At 53.5% G+C, this 13,807-nt stretch carries 11 protein-coding genes; 8 read left to right on the forward strand and 3 right to left on the reverse strand.

The window, feature by feature from the left end:
* Positions 1-49 precede the first annotated feature (49 nt).
* From ACT53D_RS11405 to andAb, 6 genes are read left to right on the forward strand one after another with little or no spacing between them, the layout of a single operon-like run.
* Positions 50-1,489 (forward strand): dienelactone hydrolase family protein, encoded by a 1,440-nt coding sequence (locus ACT53D_RS11405; protein ID WP_476156261.1) that lies wholly within the window; start codon positions 50-52, stop codon positions 1,487-1,489.
* An 8-nt stretch (positions 1,490-1,497) separates the two neighbouring features.
* A complete protein-coding gene (locus ACT53D_RS11410; protein WP_476156263.1) occupies positions 1,498-2,283 on the forward strand; it encodes an SDR family oxidoreductase in 786 nt (261 codons plus the stop codon).
* 55 nt (positions 2,284-2,338) lie between these two features.
* A complete protein-coding gene (locus ACT53D_RS11415) occupies positions 2,339-3,307 on the forward strand; it encodes a SphA family protein (protein WP_476156265.1) in 969 nt (322 codons plus the stop codon).
* Between the two features lie 15 nt (positions 3,308-3,322).
* Positions 3,323-4,606, forward strand: coding sequence for an anthranilate 1,2-dioxygenase large subunit AndAc (andAc, locus tag ACT53D_RS11420; protein ID WP_476156267.1), 1,284 nt, complete (start codon positions 3,323-3,325; stop codon positions 4,604-4,606).
* Between the two features lie 10 nt (positions 4,607-4,616).
* Positions 4,617-5,090 (forward strand): anthranilate 1,2-dioxygenase small subunit AndAd, encoded by a 474-nt coding sequence (gene andAd, locus ACT53D_RS11425; protein ID WP_194749565.1) that lies wholly within the window; start codon positions 4,617-4,619, stop codon positions 5,088-5,090.
* Complete coding sequence (gene andAb / locus ACT53D_RS11430; protein WP_338656059.1) at positions 5,087-6,154, forward strand: anthranilate 1,2-dioxygenase ferredoxin subunit AndAb; 1,068 nt, start codon at positions 5,087-5,089, stop codon at positions 6,152-6,154. The genes andAd and andAb overlap by 4 nt, the downstream gene beginning before the upstream one ends.
* Before the next feature lie 172 nt (positions 6,155-6,326).
* On the opposite strand, the gene ACT53D_RS11435 is transcribed toward andAb, so the two are convergent.
* Positions 6,327-7,403, reverse strand: a complete 1,077-nt coding sequence (locus tag ACT53D_RS11435; RefSeq protein WP_338656061.1) for an AraC family transcriptional regulator — start codon at positions 7,401-7,403, stop codon at positions 6,327-6,329.
* Positions 7,404-7,620: 217 nt separating this feature from the next.
* Positions 7,621-10,449: an excinuclease ABC subunit UvrA gene (gene uvrA / locus ACT53D_RS11440; RefSeq protein ID WP_338656062.1), complete on the reverse strand. Its 2,829-nt coding sequence runs from the start codon at positions 10,447-10,449 to the stop codon at positions 7,621-7,623.
* Positions 10,450-10,527: 78 nt separating this feature from the next.
* Between uvrA and ACT53D_RS11445 the strand changes: the two genes are divergently transcribed.
* Together ACT53D_RS11445 and ssb are read left to right on the forward strand one after the other, a co-directional pair.
* Positions 10,528-11,925, forward strand: a complete 1,398-nt coding sequence (locus ACT53D_RS11445; RefSeq protein ID WP_476156270.1) for an MFS transporter — start codon at positions 10,528-10,530, stop codon at positions 11,923-11,925.
* A 4-nt stretch (positions 11,926-11,929) separates the two neighbouring features.
* On the forward strand, positions 11,930-12,460 hold the full coding sequence (ssb, locus tag ACT53D_RS11450) for a single-stranded DNA-binding protein (RefSeq protein WP_275357292.1): 531 nt from the start codon (positions 11,930-11,932) through the stop codon (positions 12,458-12,460).
* A gap of 138 nt (positions 12,461-12,598) precedes the next feature.
* Here the strand turns inward: ssb and ACT53D_RS11455 are convergent, their stop codons facing one another.
* Positions 12,599-13,741, reverse strand: coding sequence for a hypothetical protein (locus tag ACT53D_RS11455; protein WP_476156272.1), 1,143 nt, complete (start codon positions 13,739-13,741; stop codon positions 12,599-12,601).
* Positions 13,742-13,807: the final 66 nt, after the last annotated feature.

Raw genomic sequence — 13,807 nt, forward strand, 5'->3', positions numbered from 1 at the left:
CGCTTAAAAAAATCATACAGGGCCTATCCCTGTATCGTCGGCTGCAGTATTGAGCGAGCAAAGTTTGCCGACTATCCAGAAACTGCCTGCACTATCCGCGTTCGGCAACAACCTGCATGCGCACTGCATTTGGCTGCGCAATGCGGATAGTGGCTGCACGGAGCGGATAGCCCCGCCGTCTGCGCTGCGAGAAAGTAGCAACCACAACGAAGGTGATCACTTGCCTTCCCACCCTTCAACCGAGCAAGCGAGACGAAAAATGGGACAAATGATAGAAATCAGCGCGCAATTCCCGGCCTTTAAAGGCTATCTGGCCCTGCCAGCCACCGGCAGCGGGCCGGGCCTGGTGTTGTGCCAGGAAATTTTTGGCGTGAATGCCAATATGCAGGCCATTGCCGACCTGTATGCCGAAGAGGGTTATATGGTGCTGGTGCCAGATTTGTACTGGCGCCTGCAGCCTGGTATTACCCTGACCGATGCAGCCGAGGATATGCCGGCCGCGTTGGGCTATTACCAGCGGTTTGATGAAGCTACCGGCATGCAGGATGTCCAATTGGCCATCAGCTGTTTGCGTGGCATGGCAGGGGCCAGTGGCAAGGTGGGTGTGCTGGGCTATTGCCTGGGCGGCAAGCTGGCTTATCTGGCGGCCAGTCAGACCGATGCCGATGTGGCGGTGGGTTACTACGGGGTAGGTATAGAGCAGGCCTTGCCACAGATGGCTGCGCTACGTTGCCCGTTAACCCTGCATATTGCTGAGAAAGATGCCTTCTGCCCACCTGCGGCCCAAGCCGAGATTCTGGCTGCAGCCAGCACACAGCCGCTGGCGAAGACCTATGTGTATGCCGGTGTAGATCATGCGTTTGCCCGCCTGGGTGGTGCGCATTACCACGCCCCCTCGGCACAAATGGCATATAGCCGCACCCTGGGCGCCTTGCGTAAAGCCATGGGGCCGGATTATGACCTGAGTGCGATTGCAGATCAGCACTTTGCGCTCGAATTTGCCACCCGCGATGCCGATGCCACCATGACCACCATGGTCGCCCAGCCGTATGTGAATCATGTGCCCACCATGACGGGCGGGGTTGGCTACATCATGCTGCGTCGCTTTTATCAGCATCACTTTATTCACAATAACCCGGCAGACATGCAAATGACGCCAATTTCACGCGTGGTCGGTGCAGACCGCATGGTGGATGAGTTTGTGCTCAGTTTTACGCACGACTGCGAGATTGACTGGTTGCTGCCGAATGTACCGCCGACCGGGCGCCGGATTGAAATCCCCATGCTGGTGGTGGTGACTTTCCGTGGTGACAAGCTGTTTAACGAACATATTTACTGGGATCAGGCCAGCGTGCTGGTGCAAGCGGGACTGCTGGATCCCGCCCTGATTCCAGCCATCTGCGGGGTCGAGCAAGCACGCAAACTGCTGGACCCCAACCTTCCTTCCAACACGCTGATGGCCAACTGGGCACTCAGTACCAATGCATGAGGTGTGCCATGAAAGGGATCGCAAACAAAGTCGTCATCGTCACCGGTAGCGCCACGCTGATCGGTGCGGCCGTGGTCGAAGCCTTCCACGCCGCGGGCGCAAAAGTGGTGGCGGTGGATATTGATGCACGTGGGGCGGTGGTGGCTGCTGGCATCAGCCCGGACATTCTGTTTTTACAAACAGACATTACCGATGATGCCGCCTTGCAACAGCTGGTGGCGACCACGCAACACACCTTTGGCGGTGTAGATTTTCTGGTCAACCTGGCCTGTAGCTATGTGGACAACGGCTTTGCTGCCAGCCGCGAGGATTGGTTGCTCAGTTACAACGTCAACCTGGTGAGCAGTGTCATGCTGGCCAAAGCTTGCCATGCGGCCATGTGTCAGCGTGGCGGTGGCGCCATCGTGCATTTTTCCAGCATCTCAGCCAGCGCTGCGCAAACCGGCCGGTGGCTATATCCGGCCAGCAAGGCCGCAACTGAACAACTGACCCGCAGCATGGCGATTGATCTGGCCAGTGACCATATCCGGGTCAATGCGGTGGCCCCCGGCTGGATCTGGTCACGCGTCATGGACGAGCTGACGGGCGGCAACCGCGCCAAAACCGATGCCGTAGCAGCGCCTTTCCATGCCCTGAAACGCGTAGGTGACCCGCAGGAAGTCGCCGATGTGGTGCTGTTTTTATGTTCTGACCATGCTTCGTTTGTCACGGGCGCCGTGTATGCCGTCGATGGCGGCTACAGCGCGATGGGCCCCGAGCAGGCAGAGCCCGCCATTCCCAAGCTGGCGGATTGATAGTTATACCCAGATTTTTTAAACGATTGAATCTCACTCTGAAAGGAACCCCTCGATGAACCTCTTCTCCTCTGGCAGTAAACCCCTTGGCGCACTGGGTCTGGCACTTGCTACCACCAGCTTACCCATGCTTGCCCACGCCTACGATTTGCCCCCAATCAACCTTGGGTTCACCAGCTTTCTGGATGGTGCCCCGCCCGCAGGCAATGGCTGGTATTTCAGCCAATACGTGCAGCAATACCATGCCGACAAGTTCAAGGATAACGCGGGCAATAGTCTAGGTTTGCCTAACCCCAAAGTGGATGTCACCGTCAGTCTGTCGCAAGTACTGTATATCTCGGATATCGAAGTCGCCGGGGCTAATCTGGGCATGGATGTGATTGTGCCCGTGGTCAGTCCGCATACCAGTTATGGCGCCGCCTCCAATGCGTTCCCCAAAGCGGGTGACAGTGGCGTAGGCGATTTACTGGTTGGCCCTTTCTTACAGTGGCCTATCGTCATGGGCGAAAAAGGGCCCAAATTCATGCAGCGCGTTGAATTACAGTTTATTTTGCCCACGGGCGAATACAGTGCTAACCGCGAAATCAACCCGGGCAGCAATGCCTGGTCGTTCAACCCTTACTGGTCAGGCACTTATTTTTTCACGCCAGAATGGACCGCCTCTGTGCGTGCCCACTATTTGTGGAACGGCAAAAATGATGATCCCAACCGAGGCTTTCAGGCATTGGGCGCCAGCAGCACGCGTGCAGGGCAGGCGTTTCATACCAACTTTGCCATGGAGTATGCCTTTACACCGCAACTGCGCTTGGGCGTTAACGGTTACTACCTCAAGCAAACCACCGATACCCAAATGAACGGTCATGACGTGTCTGGGCGTCGCGAGCAGGTGTTGGCACTGGGCGTGGGGGGCATGTACAGCTTTTCCAAGCAGGATCATCTGATGTTTAACTTCTACGATGAAATGGCGGTGAAAAACCGTACCGAAGGTGAACGTTACAACCTGCGTTTTGTGCATCACTTTTAAGGATTCGAGGTCAATATGAACGCTATTCAAGCACAAGCCGTCCAGTTCCATGCTGGCAAGTCCCAGTCTGGTGAGCCTTTGCTCAAGTTTCCCACCGATGACGGTTCACGTATTCCCTACGCCGTGTTCAGCTCGCAAGCAGTGTATGAGCTGGAGCAAGAACGCATCTTTCGCGGGCCGACCTGGAGTTTTCTCGGGCTGGAAGCCGAAATCCCCAACCCCGGCGACTTTAAAAGCACGTTTGTTGGGGATACGCCGGTGGTGATGACCCGCACCAAAGAAGGCGGACTGGCCGCCTGGGTGAACCGCTGTGCGCACCGCGGCGCACAAGTCTGCCGTCAGGCGCGCGGCAATGCCAGTGAGCATACCTGTGTGTATCACCAGTGGAGTTTTGACTGTGAGGGCAATTTGCAAGGCGTGCCATTCCGCCGTGGGCAAAAAGGCATGTCTGGCATGCCCAAAGACTTTAACCCGAAAGCGCACGGTCTCAAGCAGCTGCGGGTAGACAGCTATAAAGGCCTGGTGTTTGCCACCTTTAGCGACACGGTGGCGCCTTTGCCTGACTATATCGGTCCTGAAATGCGGCCGTGGATAGACCGTATTTTCCACAAGCCGATCGAGTATCTGGGCTGCACCCGCCAATACTCCAAATCTAACTGGAAACTGTATCTGGAAAACGTCAAAGATCCGTATCACGCCAGTTTGCTGCACCTGTTTCATACCACCTTCAATATTTTCCGGGTCGGCATGAAGGCGCGTTCGATCCCGGATGCCACCCATGGCTTGCATAGCATCATCACCGCAACCAAAAACGAGGTGCAAACCGCCGAGACGTATAAAGCGCAGGCCATCCGTTCGTTTGATGAAGGCTTTCAGCTCAAGGATGACAGCCTGCTCGGACAGATACAGGAGTATGAAGAGCTGACCACCAACCATATCCAGCCGATTTTTCCGCAACTGGTCGTACAGCAAATCCACAATACGCTGGTGGCGCGGCAGTTGCTGGCCAAAGGCCCCCACAATTTCGAGCTGATTTTCCACTTTTTTGGCTATGTGGATGACACGCCGGAATTGCGCGCCATGCGGCTCAAACAGGCCAATCTGGTTGGCCCGGCAGGGTATATCTCGATGGAAGACACCGAGGCGACCGAGCTGGTGCAACGTGGCACCGTGCGTGATGGCGATGCCTGCTCGGTGATTGAAATGAGCAAAGACCAGCCAGACCAGCAAGACACGCTGATCACCGAAAGCCTGATCAGACGCTTCTGGGTCGGCTATCAGCAGCTCATGGGTTTTTAAGGAGGACAGTATGCAAGAATTACAAACCTGGTTTGAAGTGCAACAGTTACAGCAGGCCTATATTGCGGCGCTGGATAACGATCAATTGGAGCGCTGGCCTCAGTTTTTTACCGAGGACTGCCACTATAGCATTGTGCCCAAAGAAAATTTTGATGCGGGTTTGCCCATCGGCATGATTTATTTTGATAACCGCAATATGCTTGAAGACCGCGTCACGTCCTTGCGCCATGCCAATATTTTTGAGAGCCATACTTACCGCCACATGACCTCTGGCCTGGTGTTGCAGGCCAGCAGTGCCGATGAGGTGCAGGCAGAGTCCAGCTATGTGGTGGTGCAAACGCTGCAAAATGGCGAATCCCACGTCTACCAGACGGGGCGCTACATCGACCAGATTGTGCGTACCGACCAGGGCTGGCGCTTCAAGCGGCGGCAGGTGGTGTATGACACCTCACGTGTACAAACCTTGCTGGCGACGCCGATATGAGTACCGTCCATTTACACCGCTGGACAGACATTGGCGCCGTCGAGGACTTTAGCGAGGAGGAGCCGGTCGCGGTTGAGGCCGGCGGCATGCAGCTGGCCATTTTCCGGCTTGAGGATCAGTTATTCGCTTTGCATGATTTGTGTACCCATGGAGTGGCGCGGCTGTCTGAAGGCTATGTGGAAGATGGCTGTGTCGAGTGTCCCTTGCATCAGGGCTTGTTTGATATCCGTACCGGGGCCGCCAAATGCGCGCCGGTGACCGAGGCCGTGCGTAGCTTCCCGCTCAGGATACATGACGGCCGCGTGCAGGTAGCGGTAGACGCGCAGGCTGCACCTGCCACCGCCAAACCTACGGCGGTGGAGGTGGTGTTGACCAGCCTGGACAAGGTGGCGCCGGATGTGGCACTGGTGCGCATGCAACTGCCAGCTGCGCACCGTTTTGCTTACCAGCCCGGTCAATATATCGATATCCTGCTCGGCGACCAGCGCCGCAGTTATTCTTTGGCCCAAGTCACGGCCAATGCGCTGGAGTTGCATATCCGTCATCTGCCTGGTGGCTTGTTTACCGATCAGCTGTTTCATCAACTCGCACCGGGCACGCCGCTGTCGATTGATGGTCCGCATGGACAATTCACGCTGCAGGCAACCCAGAAGCCCAAAATCATGGTCGCGACCGGCACCGGCTTTGCCCCGGTGAAGGCCATGCTGGAGGCGCTGATTGCTGCAGGCAACGAGGTCCCCGTCACCTTGTATTGGGGCGGCCGCACCTTGCCGGACTTGTACCAGCATAGCCAATGCCTGGATCTGGCCACCCGCTATCCCTGGTTTCAGTACGTGCCGGTATTATCGGCAGCCACAGCGACGTCCTGGCAGGGGCGGCAAGGCTATGTCACGGATGCGGTATTGCAAGACTGGCCAGACTTACAGCCATTTGAGGTCTATGCCTGCGGCTCGCCAGCCATGGTGGCCACTGCCAACCAGCGCTTTGTCGCACAAGGCCTGGCGCCCACGGCATTTTTTGCCGATGCTTTCTATTCGCAGGCCGACCGTCGACAGGCCGCATAACCACGTGTGTCGCGCTGATTAACCAGCCATTACGCTGGCAAAAAGCGCGATACGCGGTGCCATCCGCAAGGCTTCAGCACATTGCGCTGTGATGCGCCCATCACCTGACTTAAGCCATCGTGAGACTTAGCGCTAGCCATGAGGTTTGATGATGGCTACTGCTCACTGAACATCAATGCCCCGGCCCAAACCGGCGGCTGGCAGAAGGCGATTCGCCAAAGCGTTTTTTATAATCAATCGCAAACCTGCCCATGTGGTTAAAGCCCCATTGCATGGCGATTTCAGTCACTGACAGGTGTGCCGTTTTTTCCGATAACAGCATCTCGCGCACGCGGTCCAGCCGGACTTGCCGCAGGTAATCCATTGGGCTCAACCCCCGATAACGCTGAAAGCCCGCGAACAAGGTGCGTGCGCTGACCCCGGCAATCGCCGCCAGGGATTCTATGGTCATGCTGTCAGCAGTATGGGCATGAATATAGTCTTCTACCCGCTTGATGTAGAACGGCGCAATATTGGTAATCGGGGCTTTCATACACAGATTGTGGGGTTGGCCATACAGCAGGGCATTAAACAGGGTGGATTCAAACTGCTCAAATACGATGGGTTCATTTAACTGCGGATACGGGCTCTGCATGTTGTCGGCCAGCATGCTCACCAGCTTTAAAAAATATTGTCCGGCTGGCGTTTGCAGTTGCAAGTCAGGATGAAACTCCAGCGGTTTTTCCAGCTGCGGCATACCCAGATGCTGCGCACAGTGCTTGTCCAGGCGGGCGCGTTCAATGCGCAAAATGATGTCTGCACTGCCGGCTTCCCATTCAATTTCGAGTGGCAAGGTCGGTGACACCAGCGAGGCATTCTCGGGGGTAGACACAAAGCGGTGATTGCCGCAACGGATGGTGGAACTGCCATTCATCGGGATATGCACCAGAAAAAAATCATTGAGGCGGTCAGGGTCTATCACCACTTCATGCTGGTACTGCAAGCGGTTTAACGACAAGGCGCCCTGACGCACATGATGCATGCTGGCAATGCCATGCTCGCGGTGGTCGCGGATTTTCAGTCGATGCGGTTTGAAGACATTGCCTACCGCCTGTTTCACTTCATCCATGTCAGAAGAGCAAAACAGCTGATTGTCTTCATTAAATAAGCTCTGTTCGAGCTGGGCAATCAGTGACGATACCCTGTGATCAGCCCGGTTGAATTTCTCCAGTCTGGTTTGCTCCAATATAGTGCTGCCTAACACAGTCATGGTGCGCCTCTCTCTTCCCTCTGGCCTGAGGATCTGCAGTATCCGGATAGTGGCTGCACTTTTTGGATAACCTCAGCTATCTATCTGGATTAAAAAGAATTTTTTACTGTTATGTGTCTTTAAGATAGCAAGATGCATACCACCCCAACGGCGCAGGCAGACAGAAAAAAGCCAGGCGTGCATTTGCAGGCCTGGCCAGAGAAGCAGGGGGGGTAAATCAGGGTTTGAGCTGTTTTAACAGCGGAATCAGGTAGCGGCCCGTGTAGCTGGCGCTGTTTTCTGCCAGCGTTTCCGGCGTACCGACACCGACTACCACGCCTCCGCCATCGCCGCCTTCGGGGCCCATGTCGATCAGCCAGTCGGCGGTTTTGATCACGTCCAGATTATGTTCGATGATGACCACGGTATTGCCCGCGTCACGCAAACGGTGAATCACGTCCAGCAATAACTGGATATCCGCAAAGTGCAAACCGGTGGTGGGTTCATCGAGGATATACAGCGTGCGGCCGGTATCGCGTTTGCTGAGTTCCAGTGCCAGTTTGACCCGTTGTGCTTCACCGCCAGACAGTGTGGTGGCCGATTGCCCCAGCGTGATATAGCCCAGGCCCACGTCCAGCAAGGTTTTCAGTTTGCGTTCAATCACCGGCTGTGCATTAAAGAACTGGTGCGCTTGTTCCACCGTCATGGCCAGTACTTCGTGGATGTTTTTGCCCTTGAACTGGATTTCCAGCGTTTCGCGGTTATAGCGCTGGCCTTTGCAGACGTCGCAAGGGACATACACATCCGGCAAAAAGTGCATTTCCACGCGGATCACGCCATCGCCCTGGCAGGCTTCGCAACGGCCGCCCTTGACGTTAAATGAGTAACGGCCAGGCCCATAGCCGCGCGCGCGGCTTTCCGGCACGCTGGCAAACAGGTCGCGAATCGGCGTGAACAAGCCGGTATACGTCGCCGGGTTGGAGCGCGGTGTGCGGCCAATCGGGCTTTGGTCAACATCGACCACCTTGTCAAAAAACTCCAGGCCTTCAATGCTCTGGTGCGCTGCAGGTTCGGTGCTGCTGCCATACAAGTGCGCGGCGACCACGCGGTAAAGCGTGTCGTTGATCAGCGTCGATTTGCCGCTGCCGGAAACGCCCGTGACGCAAGTCAGCAGGCCGACCGGAATCTCAATACTGACGTCTTTGAGGTTGTTCCCGCTGGCGCCATTGAGTTTGATCATGCGCTTGGGGTCTGGCTGCGTGCGAGGCAGCTTGAAGGTAATCTGTTTTTTGCCGCTGATGTATTGTCCGGTCAATGAGTTGGGGTCGGCTTCAATCTGGGCCGGGGTGCCAAACGACACAATATTGCCGCCATGCTCGCCCGCGCCCGGGCCAATGTCGACAATAAAATCTGCCAACTGAATGGCATCCTGGTCATGTTCGACCACAATCACGCTGTTACCAATGTCGCGCAGGCGCTTGAGGGTTTCCAGCAGGCGGTCATTGTCGCGCTGGTGCAAGCCGATGGAAGGCTCATCCAGCACATACATGACGCCAGTCAGGCCGCTGCCGATTTGCGAGGCCAGGCGGATACGCTGCGCTTCGCCGCCAGACAGGGTTTCTGCCGAGCGCGACAGCGACAAGTAGTCCAGACCGACATTGGTTAAAAACTTGAGGCGGCTTTCGATCTCCTTGACGATCTTGTCGGCAATCGCCAGCTTTTGCCCGCTCAGTTGCAGTGTTTCAAAGAAATTGAGCGCCTGTTTGAGCGGCACTTCGCAGATCTGGTGAATATTTCTGTCGCCAACCTTGACGTGGCGTGCCTCTTTGCGCAAACGCGTGCCGCCACAATCTGGGCAGGCAGTCGCATTGATATATTTTGCCAGCTCATCGCGCACCGCAGTCGAGTCACTCTCGCGATAACGGCGTTGCAGGTTATTGATAATGCCCTCAAAGGTATGCGACTTGCTAAAGAAGGTGCCTCGCTCATTGAGGTATTTAAAGGCGATTTGCTCGCGGCCAGAACCATACAGCAGAATTTGCTGGGTTTCTTCAGGCAGCGTCTCAAACGGCGCTTCCAGGTCAAAGTCATAATGCTGGCTCAGGCTGGCCAGCATCTGAAAGTAAAACTGGTTGCGCTTGTCCCAGCCTTTGATCGCGCCACTGGCCAGCGATAAATGTGGGAAAGCCACCACGCGCTTGGGATCAAAAAACGTGACCTGACCCAGGCCATCGCATTTTGGGCAAGCGCCCATCGGGTTGTTAAAGCTGAATAAACGCGGCTCGAGTTCGGCCAGTGAGTAGTCACACACCGGGCAGGAGAATTTGGCAGAGAACAGGTGTTCTTTTTCGCTATCCATCTCCAGCGCGACCGCTTTGCCATCTGCTAGCCGCAGTGCGGTTTCAAAGGATTCAGCAATCCGTTGCTTCATGTCTTCGCGCACTTTAAGGCGGTCGACGACCACGTCCACGCTGTGCTTGGTAGTTTTTGCCAACTGCGGCAGGCTATCCATTTCGTAGATCTTGCCATCAATGCGCAAGCGCACAAAACCTTGGGCCTTGAGCGTATCAAACAGATCCAGCTGCTCGCCTTTACGGTTAGAGACGACCGGCGCCAAAATCATCAGCTTGGTGTCTTCCGGCAACTTGAGCACACTGTCCACCATCTGGCTCACGGTTTGTGCCTCAAGCTTGATGCCATGCTCTGGGCATTCCGGGTCCCCGGCACGTGCATACAGCAAACGCAGATAGTCGTGGATTTCAGTGACAGTGCCGACCGTGGAACGCGGGTTGTGTGAGGTCGATTTTTGCTCGATGGAGATGGCCGGTGACAAGCCTTCAATCAGGTCCACATCCGGTTTGTCCATGCGCGCCAAAAACTGGCGGGCATAGGCAGATAAACTTTCGACGTAGCGGCGCTGTCCTTCTGCATACAAGGTATCAAAAGCAAGCGAAGACTTTCCTGAGCCTGACAGGCCGGTGACCACAACCAGTTGGTTGCGCGGAATATCCAGATTGATGTTCTTGAGGTTATGGGTGCGCGCCCCGCGAATTTTGATAAATTCCATGATACTTTCACGAACAGACAGCCAACCTGATAATATACGCAATTATTTGAAATTAAGCCAAGTTTTCTTAAAGCATTCATGCAGTTCTCCGAAAAAATGACCCAACTGGAAACCCGTGCCACTGCGGCATTGGCCTCCATCTACGGGCTACGTATGTTGGGCATGTTTTTAATTCTGCCTATTTTTGCCATTTATGCCGAAACCCTGCGCGGCGGCAATAACCATACCCTGATTGGTCTCGCCCTGGGCGCCTATGGCTTCATGCAAGTCATTTTCCAGTTGCCGTTTGGCATGGCGTCTGACCGTTTCGGCCGTAAAAAACTGATTTATCTGGGCTTGATCATGTTTGCGCTGGGCAGTGTCTGCGCCGCAATGGCGCAAGATATTTACATGGTCATTGTCGGGCGGGCGATTCAGGGTGCGGGTGCCATTTCTGCCGTGGTGACTGCGCTGGTGGCCGATTCCACCCGCGAAGAGCACCGTACCCAAGCCATGGCCATGATAGGCGCAACCATAGGCGTGACCTTTGCCGTGTCACTGGTTGCGGGCCCCATCCTCAACCAATGGATAGGCGTGCCAGGCATTTTCTGGCTCACCGCCGTGCTGGCCATTCTCGCCATCGGCGTGGTCAAGTTTGCCGTGCCAGAGCCCTTGCATGCGCACTTTCACTCCGACGCCCAAGCGGTGCCCGCCAAAATCGGCGAGGTATTACGCGATAAGCAACTGCTGCGCTTGAACTTTGGCACGTTTTGCTTACATGGGGCGCAAATGGCCATGTTCATGGTGGTGCCGTTTGCCATCAAGCACAGCACCGGCATGAACGAAAATACCCACTGGAAAATTTATTTACCAGTGCTGCTGATTTCATTCATCTTAATGGTGCCCGCCATCATTTATGCCGAGAAAAAAGCCAAGCTTAAACCGGTGTTTATCAGCGCTGTCGGCCTCATGCTGTTCACGCAAATCGCCTTCATGTTCAGCCTCAACAGCCTGTGGGGCATTGTCGCCACCCTGTTCTCCTATTTTGTGGCGTTTAATATCCTTGAGGCCTCGCTACCGTCACTCATCTCAAAAATGGCACCGGTCGCCGCCAAAGGTACCGCCATGGGCGTGCACAACACCGCACAGTCTTTTGGCATGTTTTTAGGCGCCGCCCTCGGTGGCTGGCTCTCGCACACCTATGGCAGCAGCACGGTGTTTGTCTTCTGCGCTGTGCTCATGCTGATCTGGTTTGGCCTCGCGCTCGGCATGCAGGCACCGCCCAGCGTCAAAACCAAAATGTTCCATTTGCAAGCAGGGTATAATGACGCCCAGGCCGCCAAACTGGTGCAAGATATCCGCGCGATGGAAGGCGTCTATGAAGTCGTCGCCATTCCCTCAGAAACCATGCTCATGGTAAAGTTGGAAAATCAGCGCAGCAAAGCATTTCAAGCGGCATTGTCGCAAGCAATCATGAATCGAATAGGGGAGTCGTAACACCATGGCATCAGTCAATAAAGTGATTTTGATGGGCAATCTCGGGCGCGATCCTGAAGTGCGCTACATGCCAAACGGTGAGGCAGTGGCTAACTTCAGTATTGCCACCACCGAAAACTGGAAAGACAAATCCGGCGTACGCCAGGAAAAAACCGAATGGCACAACATCGTCATGTACCGCCGTTTGGCCGAAATCGCCGGCGAGTACCTGAAAAAAGGCCGTCCGGTATATATTGAAGGCCGTCTGCAAACCCGTAAATGGGAAAAAGATGGCGTCACCCGCTACAGCACCGAAATCGTCGCCGACCAGATGCAAATGCTAGGCACTGGGCGTGAAGGTGGCAGCGCCTCTTATGACGGTGGTGAGATGGATCAAGGCGGCGGTATGGACGACTACAACCAGGCCCCACCACGCCAGCAGCAACCTGCTATGGGCAGCGGTAACGCCGCTGGCGGCGCAAACCGCAATGCCTTCCAGCCTGCTAGCAAACCAGCTGGCAATTTTGACGATTTTGATGACGATATTCCGTTTTAGAGTCGACTAAAAGCTATTATGTAAATAACTATTTGGAGCCAATTTATTTGGCTCCATTTTTTTGTTTACATGATCTTCAGTGGGGCATACTATTTTTTATAGATAGCTCACTTGGAGAAGCATAGTCACCAATTACCTCTATCCTCTCCTGTGCATTTCGTAACGTTGTTCTTCACTATGACGCTCTGCTGCAATTTGTCGATTAAGTTTTGCGATGTATTGTTTAGCAAACGCTTTCACCCTTTCGTTTCTGCTCCGAAGCAAAGGCTGTGCATATTGTTTTTTTAACTTCAATGCTTCTGAGCCACCGTAATAACCGGACATTACACCCCTGTTATGCAAAGCAAATTCGATAGCTCTCAGACGATCTGTGTCATCAATACTTATTACCTTAAGCAACTCTGAAACTGTCTTAAATAAAAACTGCTGTCCGGTATAGCTTTTAATGATTGAAATAACCAGATCAATTTGATTGTTATCCTTGGACCTAATTAATCTTTTTAATGGAATTTCCAGGCCCTCGAAATTTGGGAAAATATTTTTAATTAGATTACGTATTCGTTCGCTGTACCAATCTTCGTATGGCAGATTTACTGCCTCATGTGGTTTCCATGTTTTAATATTTTCAATTATTTCGCTGGCAAATCCTCTCAAACTTTCATGCAAAGTGTGGAACTCAAAAGGTATAGCTTCATATCGATCAATAAAGCTACGTGGGTTATCAGGAAGCCTTAACTGATAATCTATTCTACTTTTGCAATACTGCAAGATCTTCATTGGAAATCTGTTTGAAATAGTCTGTAAAACCCACTCAACATCAGTATTGATATGATTTACAAACACTAGATTGTTTAATACCTCGTCAACCTCTTTCTGGTCTAGTTGTGTGAATAAGTAACTTTTAGCAATTTTGTACCATGACCCGATGATCCAACTAGCATTTTCATTAAATGTGAAATATTGAATTGCTCTTGTGAAAATGGAGATCAATCCTGCTTCAAACTCTTCTTCAGCTGCCGAAATGCAGTTGTTGATTATATTAGCGACGGATAATTGTGAATCCGAGTTTATTGACTTTGTTAGCAATTCCTCAAGCTCGGCAATATTTCGATTATTGATACTAGAATAAAAGTAGGTAATAGATTCTAGATAGACAGACTCACTAGCCCACTTGCTAACTAAATTTTCTGCGTATGCTTTAAAAGGAGATTTATACAACCCTTCAAGAATAGCTGGAATATATCTTTCAAGCTCTTCAGTTGGGTCATTATGAATCGCCACTAACTTTGTAGACACTGCTCAGCCGATTGATTGAACTGCTTTTCAAAGTCTATCGGAGATAGCAAG

It is taken from the genome of Methylophilus sp. DMC16, from assembly GCF_056314045.1.

What these genes read in the sequence shown, in the direction of transcription:
- ACT53D_RS11435 (WP_338656061.1), bottom strand. Translation starts at nt 7,403, where the DNA reads ATGACTGTGTTAGGCAGCACTATATTGGAGCAAACCAGACTGGAGAAA.
- andAb (WP_338656059.1), top strand. Translation starts at nt 5,087, where the DNA reads ATGAGTACCGTCCATTTACACCGCTGGACAGACATTGGCGCCGTCGAG.
- andAd (WP_194749565.1), top strand. Translation starts at nt 4,617, where the DNA reads ATGCAAGAATTACAAACCTGGTTTGAAGTGCAACAGTTACAGCAGGCC.
- ssb (WP_275357292.1), top strand. Translation starts at nt 11,930, where the DNA reads ATGGCATCAGTCAATAAAGTGATTTTGATGGGCAATCTCGGGCGCGAT.
- ACT53D_RS11410 (WP_476156263.1), top strand. Translation starts at nt 1,498, where the DNA reads ATGAAAGGGATCGCAAACAAAGTCGTCATCGTCACCGGTAGCGCCACG.
- ACT53D_RS11445 (WP_476156270.1), top strand. Translation starts at nt 10,528, where the DNA reads ATGCAGTTCTCCGAAAAAATGACCCAACTGGAAACCCGTGCCACTGCG.
- andAc (WP_476156267.1), top strand. Translation starts at nt 3,323, where the DNA reads ATGAACGCTATTCAAGCACAAGCCGTCCAGTTCCATGCTGGCAAGTCC.
- ACT53D_RS11415 (WP_476156265.1), top strand. Translation starts at nt 2,339, where the DNA reads ATGAACCTCTTCTCCTCTGGCAGTAAACCCCTTGGCGCACTGGGTCTG.
- uvrA (WP_338656062.1), bottom strand. Translation starts at nt 10,449, where the DNA reads ATGGAATTTATCAAAATTCGCGGGGCGCGCACCCATAACCTCAAGAAC.